The organism is Kitasatospora sp. NPDC005751 (assembly GCF_040630835.1).
Lineage (GTDB): Bacteria > Actinomycetota > Actinomycetes > Streptomycetales > Streptomycetaceae > Kitasatospora.
On record NZ_JBEXYC010000003.1, the window covers coordinates 177844 to 198298 of the forward strand.

A 20455-nucleotide genomic window follows, 5' to 3' on the forward strand; every position below is an offset into this window, starting at 1 on the left:
CGCCGGACGCCGGACGCCGGACGCCGAAGGCCTCCGGCCGGGAGCCGGCGCTCGGGCTCGGGAAGTGCCCCGACCGGACTGATGGTGCCGCCGGGGTGAATCGTCCGGTCGGCGCGGTCGGGCCCCGCTCGATCGGGCCACACCCCGCGCCATGGGGCCCCGCGCGATCGGGCCCTGGTGGCCCGGCGGGTCGAACTCGATCGCGGCCTTTCGGATGAACTGCCGGTCGAGCGGTGCGGACGCGGCCTCGTGCGCTCCGTCCGGCGTGGCGTCAGGACGATGTCGCCCCCGATCGGCACGGCCTTGAAGCCGGCGGTGTTCCCGGCCCCAGGAACGCCTGGAGGACTTCCCCGGGCCCGGCGGGGCGCTCGACCGCCGGCGTGGCGAGCCCGGCCCTTCTCCTTACTGCCTCTCCTTCCTTCCGCCGGCCCTCGTGGGCGACACGGTAGGTGTTCGCGAAGCGGGGGAGCACCGTGGTGGGAGGGTCTGCGGGGCAGCCGAACGCGGCGTCGGCTCGCGGCAGGTGTCGCTCGGCCACGACGCGGGCGTAGCGTCGGCGGTAGTCGTTGCCGAGGGTCAGCCGAGGGTTAGGGGCTTGCGCATGCGCCGTGCTCACCGTGTCGAACAGGTCCGGGCCGCCGAGGCCGAACTGATGGCCCGGCTGCCCGAGGGCACCCTGATGCAACGGGCCGCCGCCGGTCTCGCCGCCACCTGCGCCCGGCTGCTGACGCGCCGTCGCGGCCGGGTGTACGGGAGCCGGGTCGTGGTGCTCGCGGGCAGCGGGGACAACGGGGGTGACGCGCTGTACGCCGGCGCGGCACTGGCGCGGCGGGGCGCGCGGGTGACGGCGGTACTGCTCGCGCCCGAGCGCGCGCACGTGGACGGGCTGGCCGCGCTGCGGGCCGCGCGCGGGCGGGTCGTACTGGAGCAGGAAGTCGGCCTGGCCGACTTCTCGCGCGCGGACCTGGTGCTGGACGGCATCGTCGGCATCGGCGGCCGGGGCGGGCTGCGCCCGGAGGCGGAGCCGTACGCACGGGCGGCGCGTCGGGGTGTGGTGGTCGCGGTGGACGTGCCCAGCGGTGTGGACGCCGACACCGGTGAGGTGGCGGGAGTGGCGCTGCGGGCGGACGTCACGGTCTGCTTCGGCACCCACAAGCCCGGGCTGTTGATCGATCCAGGAGCCTCCTACGCCGGTGCGGTGCAACTGGTGGAGATCGGGTTGGAGCTGCCGACGGCCGACGTGGAGGCCCTGCAGCACGCCGAGGTGGCGGCGCTGCTGCCGGTCCCGGGAGTGGAGAGCGACAAGTACCGGCGCGGCGTCGTCGGGGTGGCGGCCGGCTCGGCGACCTATCCGGGGGCCGCACTGCTGGCGGTCGCCGGGGCGCTGCGCGGTGGCGCGGGGGCGGTGCGGTACGTCGGCTCGGCGGCCGAGGAGGTGGTGCGACGGTTCCCCGAGGTGCTGGTCACCGAGGGCGGACCGGCCGGGGCCGGGCGGGTGCAGGCCCGGGTGGTCGGCCCGGGCGGCGGGGACGGAGCCCGGCAGGCGCTCGGCGAGGCGCTGGCGAGCGACGTGCCCGTGCTGGTGGACGCGGACGGGCTCACCGAACTGGGCCGACTCGGCCCGCAGGCCCTGACCGGGCGGACGGCGCCCACGCTGCTCACCCCGCACACCGGTGAGGCGGCCCGGCTGCTGGCGGGGGCGGGGGCTGCGGGCACCGCACCGCCGCCGGCCGACGACCTGGCCGCCGCCCGGCTGACCACCGCGCGCCGACTCGCCGCCGCGTACCGGGCGACGGTGCTGCTGAAGGGCTCCACCACGGTGATCGCGGACCCGGGAGGCGCGGTGCGGGTCAACCCGACCGGCACCCCGTGGCTGGCGACGGCCGGGAGCGGCGACGTCCTCGCCGGCCTGGCCGGCTCCCTGCTGGCGGCCGGCCTGTCCACGCTGGACGCGGCATCGGTGGCGGCGTACCTGCACGGCCTGGCCGGCCGCCGCGCAGCAGGGTTGGCGGGGGGTGTTGGCGCAGGTGTGGGCATGGCGAGCGACGAGGGGGCGCTGGGCGGGCCGGGTGCGCCAGTCACGGCGTTGCAGGTGGCGGGCGCCCTGTCGGCGGTCTGGCGCGATGTGCGGTCGTCCGCGGGGGTCGCTGGGGCCGTGGGGGCTGGCGGGGAATAGGTTGACCGGTCTACATAGTGGGCGGATCGCGTGCGCTCGCCGCGCCCGGAGCGGAGTGGGAAGTCGACCGGGCCGACTTCTCGTGCAGGTGGGGCGGAGAGTGACTGGCGATGTAGACCGGTCTACATATTTGGTCGGCGGATGCCTGTGAGCCTCTGAAGAGTGGAGGCCGGAGTGGGAAGTCGGACAGGTCGACTTCCCACTCCGGCGAGTTGGTCCTGGGGGGGCTGGCCTCGGAAGGTAGACCGGTCTACATATTTTCCTGTGGTGATTCGCTCGGTAGCGAGTGCGAGTGCGGGGGCGGGGGCGGGCGGCGACCGCCGGGGGAGTGGGAAGTCGGTCGGGCCGACTTCCTGTGCGGTGAATTGAAGAACGAGGACCGAAAGGTAGACCGGTCTACATATTCCTGCCCCCGGCGGCGGGTCCGGTCGGAGCACGGCGGAGCCCGGAGGGGCCGGGCGGAGAACGAGCAGGAGCAGGAAGTCGACCGGGCCGACTTCCTGCTCCCACGCCTGGCCCAGCCCCGGCCGCCCCGGCGGCGCCCGCTCCCCGGTGCCGAGGGTGCCGCGGGTGCTCCGGCCCCGGCGGGAACCGGTGGTGCTTCGGGGGCGTCGGGGACGAGGTGGCGGGGTGTAGGGGCGGGTCGGCGGGTGGGGGCCGGGCCGCCGCGCCGACGGGCCGTTCGGCGAGGACCATGAGACGTCTGGGAGACTGACCCTGATGACAACTGCGAACACGACCGGCACGGCCACTCTCACCGACGGCGTACGGGCTGAGGCGACCATCGATCTGGCCGCCCTGCGCGGCAACCTCGCCGCGTTGCGCGAGCGCGTCGGCGCCGCCACGGTGATGGCCACGGTCAAGGCGGACGCCTACGGCCACGGCGCGGTCCGCTGTGCCCGCGAGGCGGTCGCCGCAGGCGTCGGCTGGCTCGGCACCGCCCTCCCGCAGGAGGCGCTGGCTCTGCGCGCCGCCGGGATCCGCCCCGACCAGGCCCGCATCCTCTGCTGGCTCTGGACGCCGGGCGGCCCCTGGCGCGAGGCGCTGCTCGCCGACATCGACGTCTCCGTCAGCGCCCAGTGGGCGCTGGACGAGCTGCTCGCCGCCGTCCGCGCGACCGGTGTCCCGGCCCGGGTGCACCTGAAGGCCGACACCGGCCTCGGCCGCAACGGCTGCCAGCCGCACGACTGGCCGGAGCTGGTCGGCGCGGCGCGCCGCGCCGAGGCCGAGGGCCTGCTCACGGTGGTCGGCGTCTGGTCGCACTTCGCGGCGGCGGACGAGCCCGGCCACCCGTCCATCCAGGCCCAGCTGGACGCGTTCCGCGAGGCGCTCGCGTACGCGGAGGCGGCCGGGCTGCGCCCCGCGGTGCGGCACCTCGCCAACTCCCCGGCCACCCTGCTGCTCCCGCAGTCGCACTACGACCTGGTCCGTACCGGCCTGGCGATGTACGGGCTCTCGCCCGTCCCGGAGGTCGGCTCGCCGGCCGACTTCGGGCTGCGCCCGGTGATGGCGCTGACCGCCCGGCTGGCCCTGGTCAAGCAGGTGCCCGGCGGGCACGGCGTCAGTTACGGCCACCACTACACCACGCCCGGCCCGACCACCCTGGGTCTGGTGCCGGTGGGCTACAGCGACGGCATCCCCCGGCACGCCAGCGGCACCGGCCCGGTGCAGATCGCGGGCAAGTGGCGCACGGTGGCCGGTCGGGTGGCGATGGACCAGTTCGTCGTCGACCTCGGCGGCGACACCCCCGCGGTCGGCGACGAGGTGCTGCTGTTCGGCAACGGCGAGCAGGGCGAGCCGACCGCCGAGGACTGGGGCCGGGCCTGCGGCACCATCTCCTACGAGATCGTGACCCGGATCGGTGCCCGGGTGCCGCGCCGCTACCTGGGCGCGACCGCCGAGGCCCCGACGGCCGACGCCCCTGCCGCGGAGGGCGTGCCGACGGCGGGCGCGGCGACCGAGGGCGCGAGCGTATGAGCGAGGAGGCCGGCTCCGGTCCGGTCGCGGCGGTGGCCAAGGCGGCCGGTGCGGCCTCCGGGGTGAGCCGGGCCGGTCTGATCGGGATCTCGGTCGGCGTGGTCGCGGCCGGCGCGGCCGCCGGTGTGGCGATCGAGCGGCTGACCGTCGGCCGGGCCACCCGCCGCCGGGCCCGCGCGGAGCTGGACGCCAACGCCCCGTACGGCTCGCTCCGCGGGCGCCCGTGCACGGTGACCGCCGCCGACGGCACCGAGCTGTACGTCGAGCTGGACGGCACCGGCTGGCCCGAGCCCGTCAGCGTCCGGCCCGAGGAGGACGCGGAAGAGCACCCGGAAGAACGCCCGGACGACGAGGTCGTCGCAGCCCCACGCCCAGGCCCGGCCCCCGGTACCAGTGCCGCCGCCCGCCGCGGCTGGTTCGTCCGCCGCCGGACGGACGGCCCCGGCACCGCTACCGGCTCTGGCGCCGGCACCGCTACCGGCACCGGCGACGGACCGGTCGACCGGAGCGGGCTGCCCGGTCTGCTGGGCGGCTCCGGCGCGCTGGTGCGGGCCGGCCGGCGCTCGGGCCTCGGCCCCGCCGCCGCCGTCGGGCGGCGCGAACCGCTGACCGTGGTGTTCTGCCACGGCTACTGCCTCAACCAGGACAGCTGGCACTTCCAGCGGGCCGCGCTGCGCGAGGGCATGCGCCTGGTCTTCTGGGACCAGCGCAGCCACGGCCGGTCCGAGCGCTCCCGCTCGTTCCTGGCCGGTGAACTCGCGAGCATCGACCAGCTGGGCGGGGACCTCAAGGCGGTGATCGACGCCGTCGCGCCGACCGGCCCGCTGGTCCTGGTCGGCCACTCGATGGGTGGGATGACGGTGATGGCACTCGCCGACCAGGAGCCGGAGCTGTTCCGGGAACGGGTCGCCGGGGTCGCGCTGATCGGCACGCTGGCGGGGGACTGGGAGGCCGTGACGCTCGGTCTGCCGGCGGTCGGCGCCAAGCTGTTCAAGAAGGTCGCACCCGGCGTGATGAAGCTGCTCGGCCGCCAGGTCGAGCTGGTCGAGGCCACCCGGCGGCTCGGCGCGGACGTCAGCGCCGTCTTCTACCGGAAGTTCTCCTTCGGGGGGAAGGACGTCGACCCGGGCGTGGTGCGGTTCGCCGAACAGTTGCTCGACGCCACGCCGATCGACGTGGTGGCCGAGTTCTACCCGGTGTTCGGCGCGCACGAGAAGACCGCCGCGCTGGCGGCCCTGCGAGGCATCCCCACCCTGGTGCTCGCCGGCACCAAGGACCTGCTGACCCCGCCCGCGCACAGCGAGGCGATGGCCGAGCAGCTGCCCGGTGCCGAGCTGCTCCTGGTGGAGGACGCCGGGCACCTGGTGATGCTGGAGCGCCCGGACCTCGTCGACCAGCGGCTGGTCGCGCTGCTCAAACAGGCGGTCGACTACCGCGGCGCGGCGCCGCTGCCCTCCTCGGTGGGCGAGACGCCGTAGCGGCCCGGGCCACCGGCGCACGCCCGGCCGGGGATGTGGCACCGTAGCGGAGGCGCCCGGCGGTCGGTGCGCCGCAGTACGGATCGAAGGGCTTGAATCGCGCATGGGCTCGCACGCCACTCTCACCGTCGCCACTCCCGAGCGGATGGGCCGACTCGGCCGGGAGCTGGCCGCGCTGCTGCGGCCGGGGGACCTGGTGCTGCTCTCGGGGGAGCTGGGGGCCGGGAAGACCACGCTCACCCGGGGCCTGGGGGAGGGCCTCCAGGTGCGCGGGGCGGTCACCTCGCCGACCTTCGTGATCGCCCGGGTGCACCCGTCGCTGGTCGGCGGCCCGGCGCTGGTGCACGTGGACGCGTACCGGCTGGGCGGGGACCTGGACGAGATGGAGGACCTCGACCTGGACGTCTCGCTGCCGGAGTCGGTGGTCGTGGTCGAGTGGGGCGAGGGCAAGGTCGAACGGCTCGCCGAGAGCCGGCTGGAGGTCCGGATCGAGCGCGCCATCGGCGCCGAGGCGGACGACGACGATCTGGATCCGCGCCGGGTGCTGCTGAACGGGATCGGGTCGCGCTGGACCGGGGTGGAGCTGGCCGCGCTGGCCTGAGCCGACGAGCGCCGGCGGGCACGGACGCCCGTCGGCCGACACAAGTGAATACCCGCGGGCACGGGCCGACACCGACGGTTGCCGACAGGCTGTCGGCAAAGTGTTGCGGGCGGGGTGCCGGGCGTGATGGGATGGGTGTCGCGGTTAGGTCTGCCTAACTAGGGAGGCGCCATGTCGAGCACCACCCCCGCCCCGGAGCGCGCGTCGCGTGGTACCGGGGCCGGAGAGCCCGCCCGCAGCGTCCAGGGTGCGCCGATGCGGGCCCTGCTGGCCGCGTGTGCGGCCGCGGAGGCGGTCTCCACTCCGCCGGAGCGCCGGGAGAGCACGGCACCGGCCGAACCGGTGGCCGACACGCCCCGCGCGGCCTGACACTCGGCACCCGCCCCGAACCGGGGCCGCACCCGAGCCGGATACCGCCTCGGGCCCGCCGCCCCCCGGCCCGGCCTGCGGGTCGCGCGTCCTCAGGCGATCACGACGACCTTGGTGCCACTCGGCGCGAAGTCCCAGAGCAGCTGCCCCTCCGCCCGACCGCTGCGGATCCCGCCGGTCTTGGTCTTCGGGTCGGCGGCGGGGGTGGCGCCGTCCACGGCCGCGCTGAAGCCGAACACCACGCCGTTCTGCTGGGCGAAGCGCACCACGTGCTCGATCTGCCGTCCGTCCGTGCCCGTGCTGGTGGCGGCCCGGCTGTACACCGGGTAGCTGCCGGGGGTCGGCTCCACCGATCCCGGGGTGACCGCGAAGGAGGCCACCACCTGCGGGTTCTTCTTGGGGTCGACCAGCCAGACGTAGTGGCTGCCGGCCGAGTAGACGACCCGCAGACCGGCGCCCGAGGTGGTCGGGAGCGCGGGGACGGTCGGGGTGGCCGAGGCGGTCGGGGTGGCCGACGCGGACGGTCCGCCGGACGAGGCGGTGGTGCTCGCGGTCGGCCCGGTGGCGCCTGCGCGGTCCTGTGCGCCGTTGGCCTGGAAGGCCAGCAGGCTCACCACCGCCAGGGCCCCCAGGGTCAGCCCCGTGACCACCACTCCAGGACCCATCTTCGCCACGTGTCGCTCCCACCGCCGTCCCAAAACCCGTCGGCCCCATCGTGCCAGGTCCGCTCGTTCCCGCCCGCACCCCGTAGGACGTGTGTTCCGAACCAGCACACCTTGTCGATCGGGCGGACCAGGACCGGAGGCGGTCCACGGCTCCGACCGGTCTAACCTTGACCCGTGCTGCTGCTCGCGTTCGACACCGCTACCCCTGCCGTCACCGCCGCCGTCCACGACGGCACGGCCGTCCTCGCCGAGACCGACCAGGTCGACGCCAGGCGCCACGGTGAACTGCTCCTCCCCGCCATCGACCGGGTGCTGCGGGAGGCCGGTGTCGACAAGCACCGGCTGACCGGCATCGCGGTGGGCGTCGGCCCCGGCCCCTACACGGGCCTGCGGGTCGGCCTGGTGACCGCCGCCGCGCTCGGCCACGCGCTGGGCGTCCCGGTGCACGGCGTCTGCACCCTGGACGCGATCGCCCACCGGGCGCGCGCCGAGGGCCTCGCCGGGCAGCCGTTCACGGTGGCCACCGACGCGCGCCGCAAGGAGGTCTACTGGGCCTCGTACGACGCGGACGGCCGTCGCGCCGAGGGCCCCGCCGTGGACCGCCCGGCCGAGCTGACGCCGCGGCCGCGGGCCGTCGGTGCCGGTGCGCTGCTGTACCCGGAGGCCTTCCCCGGCGCGCACGGGCCCGAGCACGTCTCGGCCGGCGCGCTGGCCGACTTCGCCGCCGCCGAGCTGGCCGCCGGGCGCGAGCTGCTGCCCAACGTGCCGCTGTACCTGCGCCGCCCGGACGCCCAGGTGCCCGCCGGCTACAAGGCGGTGCTCCCGGCGTGACCGGCCCGAACGGCGTGACCGGCTCCGGCGGACCAGGCCACGGCCCCGACGGACCGGGCCACGGCACCACGCTGCGCCCGATGCGCTGGTGGGACATCGCGCCGGTGATGGAGCTGGAGCTGGCGCTCTTCCCCGAGGACGCCTGGTCGACCGGGATGTACTGGTCCGAGCTGGCCGAGGCCCATCGCGGCGGCACCCGCCACTACACCGTGGCCACCACCCCGGACGGCGCGGTCGTCGGCTACGCCGGGCTGATGGCGGTGGCCGGCGAGGGCGATGTGCAGACCATCGCCGTCGACACGCGGCACCAGGGCACCGGCCTCGGCGCGCTGCTGCTCACGGACCTGATCCGGGAGGCCGCCCGGCGCGACTGCGCGGAACTGCTGCTGGAGGTGCGGGTGGACAACCCGCGCGCCCAGCGGCTCTACGAGCGCTTCGGCTTCGAACCCGTCGGCATCCGGCGCAACTACTACCAGCCGGCCGGCATCGACGCGCTGGTGATGCGCCTCGACCACCCCAGTACTGACCCGAAGGACCTGAAGGAAGACCGCCATGGCTGACGAACCGCTCGTCCTCGGTATCGAGACCTCCTGCGACGAGACCGGCGTCGGCATCGTGCGCGGCACCACCCTGCTCGCCGACGCGGTGGCCTCCAGCGTCAACGACCACGCCCGGTTCGGCGGTGTGGTGCCCGAGATCGCCAGCCGCGCGCACCTGGAGGCGATGGTCCCGACCATCCAGCGCGCCCTGGACACCGCCGGCATCAAGGCGAGCGACCTCGACGGCATCGCCGTCACCGCGGGCCCCGGCCTGGCGGGTGCGCTGCTCGTCGGCGTGAGTGCCGCCAAGGCCTACGCCTGGGCGCTGGACAAGCCGCTCTACGGGGTCAACCACCTGGCCTCGCACATCTGCGTGGACCAGCTGGAGCACGGCCGCCTGCCCTCGCCGACGATGGCCCTGCTGGTCTCCGGCGGGCACTCCTCGCTGCTGCTCAGCGAGGACATCACCCGTGACGTCCGCCCGCTCGGCGCGACCATCGACGACGCGGCCGGCGAGGCCTTCGACAAGGTCGCCCGGGTGCTCGGCCTCGGCTTCCCCGGCGGTCCGGTGGTCGACCGCACCGCCCGTGAGGGCGACCCCAAGGCGATCGCCTTCCCCCGGGGCCTGAGCGGCCCGAAGGACCCGGCGTACGACTTCTCGTTCTCCGGCCTGAAGACCGCCGTCGCCCGCTGGGTGGAGGCCAAGCGCCGGGCCGGCGAGGAGGTGCCGATCGCGGACGTCGCGGCCTCGTTCCAGGAGGCGGTTACCGATGTGCTGACCCGCAAGGCGGTCAAGGCCTGCAAGGAGAACGGCGTCGACCACCTGATGATCGGCGGCGGCGTGGCGGCCAACTCCCGGCTGCGCGAGATGGCCCAGCAGCGCTGCGACAAGGCGGGCATCCGGCTGCGGGTGCCGCGTCCGGGCCTGTGCACCGACAACGGCGCGATGGTCGCCGCGCTGGGGTCCGAGATGGTCTGGCGCGACCGCGCGCCCTCGTCCTTCGACCTGTCGGCCGACTCCTCGCTGCCCGTCACCGAGGTGCACGTCCCGCACACGGACGTGCACGGCCAGGCGTACCAGGCGCTGGGCGGCGGTCGGTGACCACCACCGCCGCGATGTGGGAGGCGCGGGCCGCCGACGGCCGCGGGGCCGAGCTGTCGGCCTGGGTCCGCGAGGTCGCGCTGCCCGCGCTGCGCGGCTCGGCCGGTCTGGTCCGCGCCGAGCTGTTCGGTGCGCCGGGCGACCGGGTGCTGCTGATCACCTGGTGGACGGCGGAGCCGGTGCCCGTCCCCGAGCCGCCCGCCGCGCTGATCGGCCGCCCGGTGCACCGCTGGTCCTTCGCCAGCGAGCACCTGGAGTCCAACGAGCACGTGGAGTCCAGCGAGTACGTGGAGTCCAGCGAGCCCCCGGAGACCTGCGCGAACCCGGCGTCCGGGGCGGACCCGGAGTAGCGAGCTGCCGGGCCTGTCCGGGAACCGAACGGCCGGCCACTACCGTGCATAGCTGAGAGCATGCTGGACGGTAGCTGGGAGCGCGGCGCGGTGGAGCGGTACGGGCGGGGCAGGACGAGGACGTACGCGGTGGGGGCGCTGGCGCTGCTGGCCGCCGCCACCGGCTGTGGCAGCGGCGGCACGGGCGCCGGGCCCGCGGCGACCGCCGCGACGACGCCGGCGGCCGGGCAGCGGCCGTCCGCCGCGGCGAGTCCGACACCCACGGCGACGCCCGCCGCGGTGCCCGCCGCCGGGGACGCGGCGGCCTGGGCGAAGTGGAACCTCAAGCCGCTGCCGCCCGCCCCGCCGGCGCCGGCCGACAAGCCGGTCAAGCTCGAACGGACCGGCCCCGTACCGGTGTTCAGCGAGGTGAAGACCACCGACAAGGTCGTCTTCGTCACCATCGACGACGGCGCCGAGAAGGACCCGAAGTTCGTCGAGATGCTGACCGACCTCAAGGTGCCGGTCTCGATGTTCCTGACCCGGGACATCGTCAAGGACAACTACGGCTACTTCAAGCCGCTCCAGGCGCTCGGCAACCACATCCACAACCACACCGTCGACCACGCCCAGATGAGCAAGGTCGCGCCGGAGAAGCAGAAGTCCGAGATCTGCGACGCCCAGTCCGCGCTGACCCAGCAGTACGGCACCGCGCCGCTGCTGTTCCGCCCGCCGTACGGGGACGGCGCCAACACCCCGGCGCTGAACACCTCGGTGCAGCAGTGCGGGCCGCGCGCGATCGTGCTCTGGCGCGAGTCGATGCAGATCCACGACATGCAGTACCAGGCGGCGGACAAGAAGCTGCGGCCCGGCGACATCGTCCTCGCCCACTTCCGGGGGCCCAAGGACCTCAAGGGCGAGACGATGACGCAGATGTTCGGGGAGCTGCTGGCCCGCATCCAGGAGCAGGGTTTCGCGGTGGCCCGGCTGGAGGACTACATCCGGCCGCCCGCCGGCTGACCGGGAGTCCGCCTACGGGAGCGCCACCGGCCGGCCGAGCATCATCAGCGGGCCCTGGTCGGTGCGGCAGAGGATCACGGTGACGCTGTTCGGCCCGCTCGGCTTCAGCTGGCGGCGCAGCTCCTCCGGGGTGATCGCCATCCCCCGCTTCTTGATCACCACGGTGCCGACGGCCCGCTCGCGCAGCAGCGCCTTCAGCTTCTTGATGTGGAACGGCAGCACGTCGGTCAGCTCGAAGGCGTGCGCGTACGGGGTGGCGACCAGCCGGTCCGAGGTGAGGTAGGCGATCTTCGGGTCGATCAGCCGGCCGTGCACCCGCTCGGCCACCTCGGCGACCAGGTGGGCCCGGATCACCGCGCCGTCCGGCTCGTAGAGGTAGCGGCCGACCGGTCCGGCCGGCGGGTCGGGCAGGTCGCCGCCGGTCAGCGAGTCGCCGTGCGGCAGCAGGGTGGCGCGGTGCGGGCGGTCGGCCCCGGTGCCGAACCAGAGCACCGCCTCCTTGACGTCGCCGTGGTCGGAGACCCACTCGGCCTCCGCATCGCCCGGCACGGCCGTGTGCGGGATGCCGGGGGCCACCTTGAGCGCGCCGATCGGGGTGCGCCGGCCGGCCTCGATCGCCCAGGACAGCGGCGGGGCGTACGCCTCGGGGTCGAACACCCGGCCGCGCGAGGTGCGGCGGGCCGGGTCGGTGAAGACCGCGTCGTAGCCGGTGACGTCGACGTCGGCGACGTCCGCGCAGCGCACCTCGACCAGGTCCGCCAGGCCCAGTGCGGCGGCGTTGGCGGCGGTGGCCGCGCAGGCCGCCGGGTCCCGGTCCACGGCGAGCACCTCGATCCCGGCCCGGGCCAGCGCGAGGACGTCGCCGCCGATCCCGCAGCAGAGGTCGGCCAGCCGCCGCACGCCCAGCTCGGCGAAGCGCCGTGCCCGCCACTCCGCGACGCTGCGCCGGGTGGACTGCTCGACGCCGTTGGGCGTGAAGTACATCAGGTCGGCGTCCGCGCCGAACTTCGCCCGCGCCCGCTGCCGCAGCCGGGCCTGCCCGAACGCCGCCGAGACCAGCTCCGCCGAGTGCTCCCGGCGCAGCCTGGTCGCCAGCGCCAGCTCCTCCTCGGGCGCGAACTCGCGCAGCTCGGCGAGCAGGGACTGCCCCTCGGGGGTCAGCAGGGGCTGCAGGTTCTCGGTCTCCACCCGCTCATTCTCCCCGGTCGGTGCGCCGGGCCGCCCGGGGCCGGCCCGCCCGGGGCGGACGGACCGGACCGGACCGGGGCGGAGGGGCGAGCGCACTGGTGGAGTGGGCCCTGATCGGACGCACACGCGTGCGGATCATCGGCGGCGTCGTACGGGAGTGCGGCCCGGCAGCCGCCCGCGAGAACCGTTTCGGGCGCGCCGTTGGCACTCTGGTTGACTGAGTGCTAACCGCGGCCTATGGTCGTCCTTGGCACTCTCCACCAGGAGAGTGCTAACGCGAAGAAGCGTGTCTGACCCCCGCGACGGCAGGCCCGTAGGTTCGCCACTACCCGTTAGACAACCCCGTAATCTCCGAAGGGGAGCTCGGACGTGACCACCAGCAGCAAGGTTGCCATCAAGCCGCTCGAGGACCGCATCGTGGTCCAGCCGCTCGACGCCGAGACCACCACGGCCTCCGGCCTGGTTATCCCGGACACCGCCAAGGAGAAGCCCCAGGAGGGCGTCGTCCTGGCTGTCGGCCCGGGCCGCTTCGAGGACGGCCAGCGTCTGCCGCTCGACGTCGCCGTCGGTGACATCGTCCTGTACTCGAAGTACGGCGGCACCGAGGTGAAGTACCAGGGCGAGGAGTACCTCGTCCTCTCGGCGCGCGACGTTCTCGCCATCATCGAGAAGTAAGCAGCACCGAGAAGTAAGACGTTCCAGCCCGCCCCGGATCCGTGTCCCAGTGACAGGGGCCCGGGGCGTGGTTGTTGGTTCACGTAGTCCGGTGGCCGGCGTGCCGGTCGCAGCCCCGAGGGAATAGGGAACATGGCGAAGATCCTGCAGTTCGACGAGGACGCCCGCCGCTCGCTGGAGCGCGGTGTCAACAAGCTGGCCGACACCGTCAAGGTGACCATCGGCCCCAAGGGCCGCAACGTCGTCATCGACAAGAAGTTCGGTGCGCCGACCATCACCAACGACGGTGTCACCATCGCCCGTGAGGTCGAGCTCGACGACCCGTACGAGAACCTTGGCGCGCAGCTCGTCAAGGAGGTCGCCACCAAGACCAACGACGTCGCGGGCGACGGCACCACCACCGCCACCGTGCTGGCCCAGGCCCTGGTCAACGAGGGTCTGCGCAACGTCGCCGCGGGCGCCGGCCCGGCCGCCCTGAAGAAGGGCATCGACAAGGCCGTCGCCGCGGTCTCCGAGCACCTGCTGTCCATCGCCCGCGAGATCGAGGGCAAGGACGACGTCGCCGCCGTCGCGTCCCTCTCCGCGCAGGACACCCAGGTCGGCGAGCTCATCGCCGAGGCGATCGACAAGGTCGGCAAGGACGGTGTCATCACCGTCGAGGAGTCCAACACCTTCGGCGTGGAGCTGGACTTCACCGAGGGCATGCAGTTCGACAAGGGTTACCTGTCGCCGTACTTCGTCACCGACGCGGAGCGGCAGGAGGCGGTCCTGGAGGACCCGTACATCCTGATCAACCAGGGCAAGATCTCCTCCATCCAGGAGCTGCTCCCGCTGCTGGAGAAGATCCTGCAGGGCGGTGCCTCGAAGCCGCTGCTGATCATCGCCGAGGACGTCGACGGCGAGGCGCTGTCCACCCTCGTGGTGAACAAGATCCGCGGCACCTTCAACGCGGTCGCCGTCAAGGCCCCGGGCTTCGGTGACCGCCGCAAGGCGATCCTGGGCGACCTGGCCACCCTGACCGGTGCCACCGTCATCTCCGAGGAGGTCGGCCTCAAGCTCGACCAGGCCGGTCTGGACGTGCTGGGCACCGCCCGCCGCGTGACCATCACCAAGGACGAGACCACCGTCGTCGACGGCGCCGGTGACAGCGAGGCCGTCGCCGGCCGCGTCGCCCAGATCAAGGGCGAGATCGCCAACACGGACTCCGACTGGGACCGCGAGAAGCTGCAGGAGCGCCTGGCCAAGCTGGCCGGCGGCGTCTGCGTCATCAAGGTCGGCGCCGCCACCGAGGTGGAGCTGAAGGAGCGCAAGCACCGCCTGGAGGACGCCATCTCGGCGACCCGTGCCGCGGTCGAGGAGGGCATCGTCGCCGGCGGTGGCGCCTCCCTCGTCCACGCCGCCAAGGTGCTGGAGGGCGGCCTGGGCCTGTCGGGCGACGAGGCGACCGGTGTCGCGGTCGTCCGCAAGGCGCTCGCCGAGCCGCTGCGCTGGATCGCCCAGAACGCCGGCCTCGAGGGCTACGTCATCACCCACAAGGTCGCCGAGCTGGAGGCCGGTCACGGCTTCAACGCCGCCACCGGTGAGTACGGCGACCTGCTGAAGGCCGGCGTCATCGACCCGGTCAAGGTCACCCGCTCCGCGCTGGAGAACGCCGCGTCGATCGCCTCCCTGCTGCTCACCACCGAGACCCTCGTGGTGGAGAAGAAGGAAGAGGAGGCCGACAACGGCCACTCGCACGGCGGCCACGGCCACTCCCACTGACGCCTGATCAGTGACCGCAGGCCCGGTCCGCGCCCCTCGGGGTACGGGCCGGGCCTGCGGCGTGTGGGGCGTTTGACTCTTCAACTATCAGTTGAATTTTGCATAAAGCAAAGATTGCCTTATAACTGAGGCATGATCGAGGCCCGCCACCTGCGCGTTCTGCGTGCCGTCGCCCGCACCGGCTCCTTCTCCGCCGCCGCTCGTGAGCTGGGCTGTACGCAGCCCGCCATCAGCCAGCAGATGAAGGCCCTGGAGAAGTCCGTCGACACCCCGCTGGTGGTCCGTTCGGGGCGCGGCATGCAGCTGAGCGAGGCCGGGCGGGTGCTCCTCAAGCATGCCACCGGCATCCTGGCCGGGCTCTCCGCCGCCGAGGAGGAGGTCGCGGCGATCGCCGGACTGCGGGCCGGGCGGGTGCGGCTGGTCTCCTTCCCCACCGCGAGTTCCACCCTGGTGCCGCCGGCCGTCGCCCGGCTGCGGGACAGCCATCCGGGGGTGCGCGTGTCGCTGGTCGAGGCCGAACCGCCGGAGTCGCTGGCGATGCTGCGCGGCGGCGAGTGCGAGATCGCGCTGGCCTTCAGGTATCCGCAGGCCCCCGGCGGCGCGCCGACGCCCCTTCCGGCGTCCGCTCCCGGGCACGGCACGCCGCGCGAGGCGCGGGCCGAGGCCAATCTGGAGGCCCAGCAGCTCAGCGCCACCACCGACTGGTCCGACCTGGTGGTCACCCCGTTGCTCGACGACCCGATGGTCGGCCTGCTGCCCGCCGCGCACCCGCTGTCGGGGCGCGGCGACGGGCGCGGGCCGGTGGAACTCGCCGAACTGGCGGGGGAGCAGTGGATCGCGGGCTGCCCGCAGTGCCGGGGGCACCTGGTGGAACTCTGCGCGGGGGCGGGCTTCGAGCCCCGGATCGACTTCGCGACCGACGACTACCCGGCGGTGGTCGGCCTGGTGGCGGCCGGGCTCGGGGTGGCGGTGCTGCCGGGGCTGGCGCTGGAGTCGGTGCGCCCCGACGGCGTGTCGGCGGTGCCGGTGCGGACCGCCTCGGGGGCGCCGGCGGTGCGGCAGGTGGTCGCCCTGACCCTGCCGGACCTCGCCGAGGTGCCGGCGGTGGCGCTGATGCTGGAGCGGCTGGCGGGCGCGGCGGCCGGGCACTGACCGGGCGTTCGCCCGGGCGCACCGGCGGCTCGAAGCGCCATGAAGAAACGTTTCTTCATGGCGCGGAGCGGGTGCGTGCCTAGCGCGGCAGCCCCGTCGGCGCGACCAGCGGTACTTCCACGAGGCGGTTGCGCGAGCGGCCCATCATCTCCTCGCGCTCATCCTCGGTCAGGCCTCCCCAGACGCCGTACGGCTCGCGGACGGCCAGTGCGTGCGCCGCGCATTCGGTGCGTACCGGGCAGCGCATGCAGACCTCCTTGGCGCTCGCCTCACGCGAACTCCGCGCGGCGCCGCGCTCCCCTTCGGGGTGGAAGAAGAGCGAGCTGTCCACGCCGCGGCAGGCCGCGGAGAGCTGCCAGTCCCAGAGATCGGCGTTGGGGCCGGGGAGGCGGGAGAAATCTGCCATGGCTCATTCCCTTCAGAGGCTCGCGGCCGCGGACCGGCCATCGGCGGGCGGGGCTGCACGGCACGGCGAGGCATCGATGCGCTGGTGTGGACACCTGGAAATATGACTTACGGCAACTCCATGGACAAGTCACCCACAGAGTGGCACAACAGTCAATGACCATACAAAAGCTATAAAAGCGGGCAAAGTGGGCATGGAGTTCGGCGGGCGCAGACGTGGCAATCGGGTGGCCGACGGGCGCGCGACGATCCGCACCGGTGTGCGGGTGGTGCGCCCACCGCGCGCGAGCTGCACAAAAGAGCGGCGTGTGCACCGCGAGGTAGCTGATCGGTAACGGGTTGGCCACGTACAGTGGTGGAGATGGCCCTGAAAGCCGTAACTCATTCGAGTGACGGTCGTTGGAAGTGCGGAGGCGGTTAGCGGGCGCCGGACGTCGGGAACGATCGCGGGGAAGTTCAGGCGATCGGCACGGAGTCCGTCGCCAATCGGCCGTGTCGGAGAGATTCGTACCAGCCAGGAGGCTCAACGTGACGCGGATCAGCTGCGGAGGACGACGGTCATGACTTCCGTTCTCGTTTGCGACGATTCCCCGCTCGCCCGCGAGGCGCTTCGCCGCGCGGTCGCGACCGTACCCGGCGTCGACCGGGTCACCACCGCGACGAACGGGGAGGAGGTCCTCCGCCGCTGGGTGGCCGACCGCTCCGATCTCGTTCTGATGGACGTCCGGATGCCCGGCCTCGGCGGGGTCGAGACGGTCCGGCGGCTGCTGTCCGCCGACCCGGGCGCGCGGATCATCATGCTCACCGTCGCCGAGGACCTCGACGGCGTCGCCCTCGCGGTGGCCGCCGGTGCCCGCGGGTACCTGCACAAGGACGCCTCGCGCGCCGAGCTGCGGGCGACCGTCACCCAGGCCCTCGCCGACCCGACCTGGCGGCTCGCCCCGCGCCGGCTGCGCAGCCCCGACATGGGCGCCGCGCCGACGCTGACGGCGCGTGAGATCCAGGTGCTGGAGGGCATGAGCCACGGCCGCAGCAACGCCGAGATCGGCCGCGAGCTCTTCCTCTCCGAGGACACCGTGAAGACCCACGCCCGACGGCTGTTCAAGAAGCTCGGCGCCTCGGACCGCGCGCACGCGGTGGCCCTGGGCTTCCGGTGGGGCCTGGTCCGCTGACCACCGCCGGCTCCGCCGGCTGCGGCGCGCTCGTCGCGGTTCCCCCCGCAGGGGCGTGTGACGTTACGGTCCCGAGGTTGCACCATGGAGGTGTGGAGCACCTCGGGGACCAGCGGACAGGCACTGCGGCGAACCACGGAGCCGCAGCGCATTCGGCGGACGGCGCGACGGACGGGACCACCGACGGCAGCGGGGCGGGAGGTGGCACGGTGCAGGAGGGGCCGGTGGTGCGCGACGGCGCGGTGCCCGGCGTCGCACCGCATAACGTTCCGGTGCACAACTCCGGACGCGGTGCCGCGTTTTCCCGTTCGACCAGGCACCATGGACCGATGCGTGACGACGTTGCCGGTACTCCCGGCGAGGCTGACCCGGTGGAGGCCGAGCCCTCCGGTCCGGGCCGCGGTCCGTCGTACGCGGATCTCGGTGGCGGCGAGCCGGACCACGGCTCCGACCAGGGCCCCGAACACGGCCCCGACGACATCGGCCCCGGCCGCCCCCCGGTGCTCGGCACCGGCAGCTCCCCGTTGGTCGGCGAGCTGGTCGCGGCCGCCGTCCGGGGCGAGGGCCCGGCGATCGACGCGCTGCTCGCCTACGTCCACCCGCTGGCACTGCGCTACTGCCGCGGCCGGCTGGTCCGGCTGCCGGGCGGGGCCCGGCACCACGTGGACGACGTCGCCCAGGAGGTCTGCGTCGCGGTGCTCTGCGCACTGCCGCGCTACCGGGACCAGGGCCGCCCGTTCGAGGCCTTCGTCTACGGCATCGCCGCGCACAAGATCGCCGATCTGCAGCGGGCCGCGATGCGCGGCCCCGGCTCGACGGTCGTCCCGCAGGACGACCTGCCGGAGGTGCCGGACGAGGCGCTCGGCCCCGAGGAGCGAGCGCTGCTCAGCAGCGACGCGGCCTGGGCCAAGGAGCTGCTCTCCAACCTGCCGGCCCGTCAGCGTGAGCTGGTGCTGCTGCGGGTGGCCGCCGGGCTGTCGGCGGAGGAGACCGGCGAGATGCTCGGGATGTCGCCCGGCGCGGTCCGGGTCGCCCAGCACCGGGCGCTCAGCCGGCTGCGGGCGCTCGCGGAGGAGTCCTCCTGATCGTCCGCCCTGGTGGGGGGCCGGAATGGCCCATGGGCGGTCGGTGTTGTCAAGGGCACACGAGGACACATTCGCGGTGCCAGTACCATGGGGTATCGGCGCCTGGGCGGGTCGCCAAAGTTCCGTGGGTGCGAGCGGGGTTTCCCTGGAGGTTCCTCCAATGGCACCGAGCTTTCGGCGGCCTGAGCGAGTGAGCGATGGAGTGCGCCCCCACCCTCAGGGCGCGAGCGGATTAGGCCGGCCACGGAAGGTACCCCCAAATGTCCTACAACGCCGCAGGCGTACCCGAGAAGTTCGCGATGCTCGGGCTCACGTACGACGACGTGCTGCTGCTGCCCGGGGCCTCCGAGGTGCTGCCGAACCAGGTCGACACCTCCTCGCGGGTCTCCCGGAACGTGCGCGTCAACATCCCGCTGCTGTCCGCGGCGATGGACAAGGTCACCGAGGCGCGGATGGCGATCGCGATGGCCCGGCAGGGCGGCGTCGGCGTCCTGCACCGCAACCTCTCGGTCGAGGACCAGGCCAACCAGGTCGACCTGGTGAAGCGCTCCGAGTCCGGCATGGTCACCGACCCGATCACGGTCGGCCCGGAGACCACCCTGGCCGAGGCGGACGCGCTCTGTGCCAAGTTCCGGATCAGCGGCGTACCGATCGCGGACGGGTCGGGCCGGCTCCTCGGCATCGTCACCAACCGTGACATGGCCTTCGAGTCGGACCGCACCCGCCAGGTCCGCGAGATCATGACCCCGATGCCGCTGATCACCGGCAAGGTCGGCATCTCCGGTGAGGACGCGATCGGGCTGCTGCGCCGGCACAAGATCGAGAAGCTCCCGCTGGTCGACGACGAGGGCCGGATCAAGGGCCTGATCACCGTCAAGGACTTCGTCAAGGCCGAGAAGTACCCGAACGCCGCCAAGGACGCCGAGGGCCGGCTGCTCGTCGGTGCCGCGGTCGGCGCCAGCGCCGAGGCGTTCGACCGGGCCCAGGCCCTGGTCGAGGCCGGCGCGGACTTCCTGGTCGTGGACACCTCGCACGGCCACAGCCACAACGCGCTGGCCTGGATCGCCAAGATCAAGGCCGCCGTCGGCATCGACGTGGTCGGCGGCAACGTCGCCACCCGTGACGGCGCCCAGGCGCTGATCGACGCCGGCGTGGACGGCGTCAAGGTCGGCGTCGGCCCCGGCTCCATCTGCACCACCCGCGTGGTCGCCGGCATCGGCGTCCCGCAGGTCACCGCCATCTACGAGGCCGCGGTCGCGTGCCAGGCGGCCGGCGTGCCGGTGATCGGTGACGGCGGCCTGCAGTACTCCGGCGACATCGGCAAGGCGCTCGCCGCCGGTGCCGACACCGTGATGCTGGGCTCGCTGCTGGCCGGCTGCGAGGAGTCCCCGGGCGAGCTGCTGTTCATCAACGGCAAGCAGTTCAAGTCCTACCGCGGCATGGGCTCGCTGGGCGCCATGCAGTCCCGCGGCCAGGGCCGCTCGTATTCCAAGGACCGCTACTTCCAGGCCGAGGTGGCCTCGGACGACAAGCTCGTCCCCGAGGGCATCGAGGGCCAGGTGCCCTACCGCGGGCCGCTGTCCGCGGTGCTGCACCAGCTGGTCGGCGGCCTGCGCCAGACCATGGGCTACGTCGGTGCGGCCACCATCGCCGAGATGGAGAGCAAGGGCCGGTTCGTCCGGATCACCTCGGCGGGCCTCAAGGAGAGCCACCCGCACGACATCCAGATGACCGTCGAGGCGCCGAACTACACCAGCCGCTGACACCGCCCGACACCGAGGGACCCACCGCCACCCGGCGGTGGGTCCCTCGTGCTTGTCCGGGGTGCGGACCGGTGCCGTAGGGGAGGAAGCGAGGACGACCCGGCCCGCGGAGCCAGATCGGGGCCCGCGCCGAGCCGAAGGGGCGCGCCGGTGCTGCCTGCCCGAGC

The 20455-nt window shown here is 73.8% G+C and carries 19 protein-coding genes; 16 read left to right on the forward strand and 3 right to left on the reverse strand.

Annotation, left to right across the window (positions count from 1 at the left end):
• Positions 1-601: 601 nt before the first annotated feature.
• The 5 genes from ABZ497_RS05240 to ABZ497_RS05260 all read left to right on the forward strand — a co-directional run bounded on the left by ABZ497_RS05240 (position 602) and on the right by ABZ497_RS05260 (position 6601).
• Positions 602-2176 (forward strand): NAD(P)H-hydrate dehydratase, encoded by a 1575-nt coding sequence (locus tag ABZ497_RS05240; protein ID WP_359803498.1) that lies wholly within the window; start codon positions 602-604, stop codon positions 2174-2176.
• 720 nt (positions 2177-2896) lie between these two features.
• A complete protein-coding gene (gene alr / locus ABZ497_RS05245) occupies positions 2897-4153 on the forward strand; it encodes an alanine racemase (RefSeq protein WP_359803500.1) in 1257 nt (418 codons plus the stop codon).
• Positions 4150-5631, forward strand: coding sequence for an alpha/beta hydrolase (locus tag ABZ497_RS05250; RefSeq protein WP_359803502.1), 1482 nt, complete (start codon positions 4150-4152; stop codon positions 5629-5631). Before alr ends, ABZ497_RS05250 begins: the two co-directional genes overlap by 4 nt.
• 103 nt (positions 5632-5734) lie before the next feature.
• Positions 5735-6232: a tRNA (adenosine(37)-N6)-threonylcarbamoyltransferase complex ATPase subunit type 1 TsaE gene (tsaE, locus tag ABZ497_RS05255; protein WP_352291294.1), complete on the forward strand. Its 498-nt coding sequence runs from the start codon at positions 5735-5737 to the stop codon at positions 6230-6232.
• A gap of 171 nt (positions 6233-6403) precedes the next feature.
• Complete coding sequence (locus ABZ497_RS05260) at positions 6404-6601, forward strand: hypothetical protein (RefSeq protein ID WP_359803504.1); 198 nt, start codon at positions 6404-6406, stop codon at positions 6599-6601.
• Positions 6602-6693: 92 nt separating this feature from the next.
• Here ABZ497_RS05260 and ABZ497_RS05265 read toward each other — a convergent pair whose 3' ends face one another.
• Positions 6694-7266 carry a hypothetical protein gene (locus ABZ497_RS05265; RefSeq protein WP_329492136.1) on the reverse strand — a complete coding sequence of 191 codons (573 nt, stop codon included), beginning with the start codon at positions 7264-7266 and terminating at the stop codon, positions 6694-6696.
• Positions 7267-7440: 174 nt separating this feature from the next.
• On the opposite strand from ABZ497_RS05265, the gene tsaB reads away from it, so the two are divergent.
• From tsaB to ABZ497_RS05290, 5 genes are all read left to right on the forward strand, one after another.
• Positions 7441-8097 (forward strand): tRNA (adenosine(37)-N6)-threonylcarbamoyltransferase complex dimerization subunit type 1 TsaB, encoded by a 657-nt coding sequence (gene tsaB, locus ABZ497_RS05270; protein ID WP_329488092.1) that lies wholly within the window; start codon positions 7441-7443, stop codon positions 8095-8097.
• Between the two features lie 80 nt (positions 8098-8177).
• A complete protein-coding gene (gene rimI / locus ABZ497_RS05275; protein ID WP_359803671.1) occupies positions 8178-8657 on the forward strand; it encodes a ribosomal protein S18-alanine N-acetyltransferase in 480 nt (159 codons plus the stop codon).
• Positions 8650-9738, forward strand: a complete 1089-nt coding sequence (gene tsaD, locus ABZ497_RS05280) for a tRNA (adenosine(37)-N6)-threonylcarbamoyltransferase complex transferase subunit TsaD (RefSeq protein WP_329488090.1) — start codon at positions 8650-8652, stop codon at positions 9736-9738. Before rimI ends, tsaD begins: the two co-directional genes overlap by 8 nt.
• Positions 9739-9752: 14 nt before the next feature.
• On the forward strand, positions 9753-10088 hold the full coding sequence (locus ABZ497_RS05285) for a hypothetical protein (protein WP_359803673.1): 336 nt from the start codon (positions 9753-9755) through the stop codon (positions 10086-10088).
• A gap of 60 nt (positions 10089-10148) precedes the next feature.
• Positions 10149-11087 carry a polysaccharide deacetylase family protein gene (locus ABZ497_RS05290; RefSeq protein ID WP_359803507.1) on the forward strand — a complete coding sequence of 313 codons (939 nt, stop codon included), beginning with the start codon at positions 10149-10151 and terminating at the stop codon, positions 11085-11087.
• 12 nt (positions 11088-11099) lie between these two features.
• Here the strand turns inward: ABZ497_RS05290 and ABZ497_RS05295 are convergent, their stop codons facing one another.
• Entirely contained in the window at positions 11100-12275 is a 1176-nt protein-coding gene (locus tag ABZ497_RS05295) for a class I SAM-dependent methyltransferase (RefSeq protein ID WP_352291289.1), read from the reverse strand.
• A 369-nt stretch (positions 12276-12644) separates the two neighbouring features.
• Between ABZ497_RS05295 and groES the strand changes: the two genes are divergently transcribed.
• The 3 genes from groES to ABZ497_RS05310 all read left to right on the forward strand — a co-directional run bounded on the left by groES (position 12645) and on the right by ABZ497_RS05310 (position 15863).
• Entirely contained in the window at positions 12645-12950 is a 306-nt protein-coding gene (gene groES, locus ABZ497_RS05300) for a co-chaperone GroES (RefSeq protein ID WP_014136232.1), read from the forward strand.
• A gap of 132 nt (positions 12951-13082) precedes the next feature.
• The gene (gene groL, locus ABZ497_RS05305; protein WP_329488086.1) at positions 13083-14711 is read left to right on the forward strand and encodes a chaperonin GroEL; all 1629 of its coding nucleotides are present in this window, start codon (positions 13083-13085) and stop codon (positions 14709-14711) included.
• Positions 14712-14843: 132 nt separating this feature from the next.
• Positions 14844-15863, forward strand: a complete 1020-nt coding sequence (locus ABZ497_RS05310; protein ID WP_359803509.1) for a LysR family transcriptional regulator — start codon at positions 14844-14846, stop codon at positions 15861-15863.
• Between the two features lie 79 nt (positions 15864-15942).
• Here ABZ497_RS05310 and ABZ497_RS05315 read toward each other — a convergent pair whose 3' ends face one another.
• On the reverse strand, positions 15943-16269 hold the full coding sequence (locus tag ABZ497_RS05315) for a WhiB family transcriptional regulator (protein WP_329488083.1): 327 nt from the start codon (positions 16267-16269) through the stop codon (positions 15943-15945).
• Between the two features lie 559 nt (positions 16270-16828).
• Between ABZ497_RS05315 and ABZ497_RS05320 the strand changes: the two genes are divergently transcribed.
• From ABZ497_RS05320 to guaB, 3 genes are all read left to right on the forward strand, one after another.
• Positions 16829-17440, forward strand: a complete 612-nt coding sequence (locus ABZ497_RS05320; RefSeq protein WP_014136228.1) for a response regulator transcription factor — start codon at positions 16829-16831, stop codon at positions 17438-17440.
• A gap of 500 nt (positions 17441-17940) precedes the next feature.
• Positions 17941-18525, forward strand: coding sequence for an RNA polymerase sigma factor ShbA (gene shbA, locus ABZ497_RS05325; RefSeq protein ID WP_329492134.1), 585 nt, complete (start codon positions 17941-17943; stop codon positions 18523-18525).
• Between the two features lie 260 nt (positions 18526-18785).
• Entirely contained in the window at positions 18786-20288 is a 1503-nt protein-coding gene (gene guaB / locus ABZ497_RS05330) for an IMP dehydrogenase (protein ID WP_359803510.1), read from the forward strand.
• Positions 20289-20455: the final 167 nt, after the last annotated feature.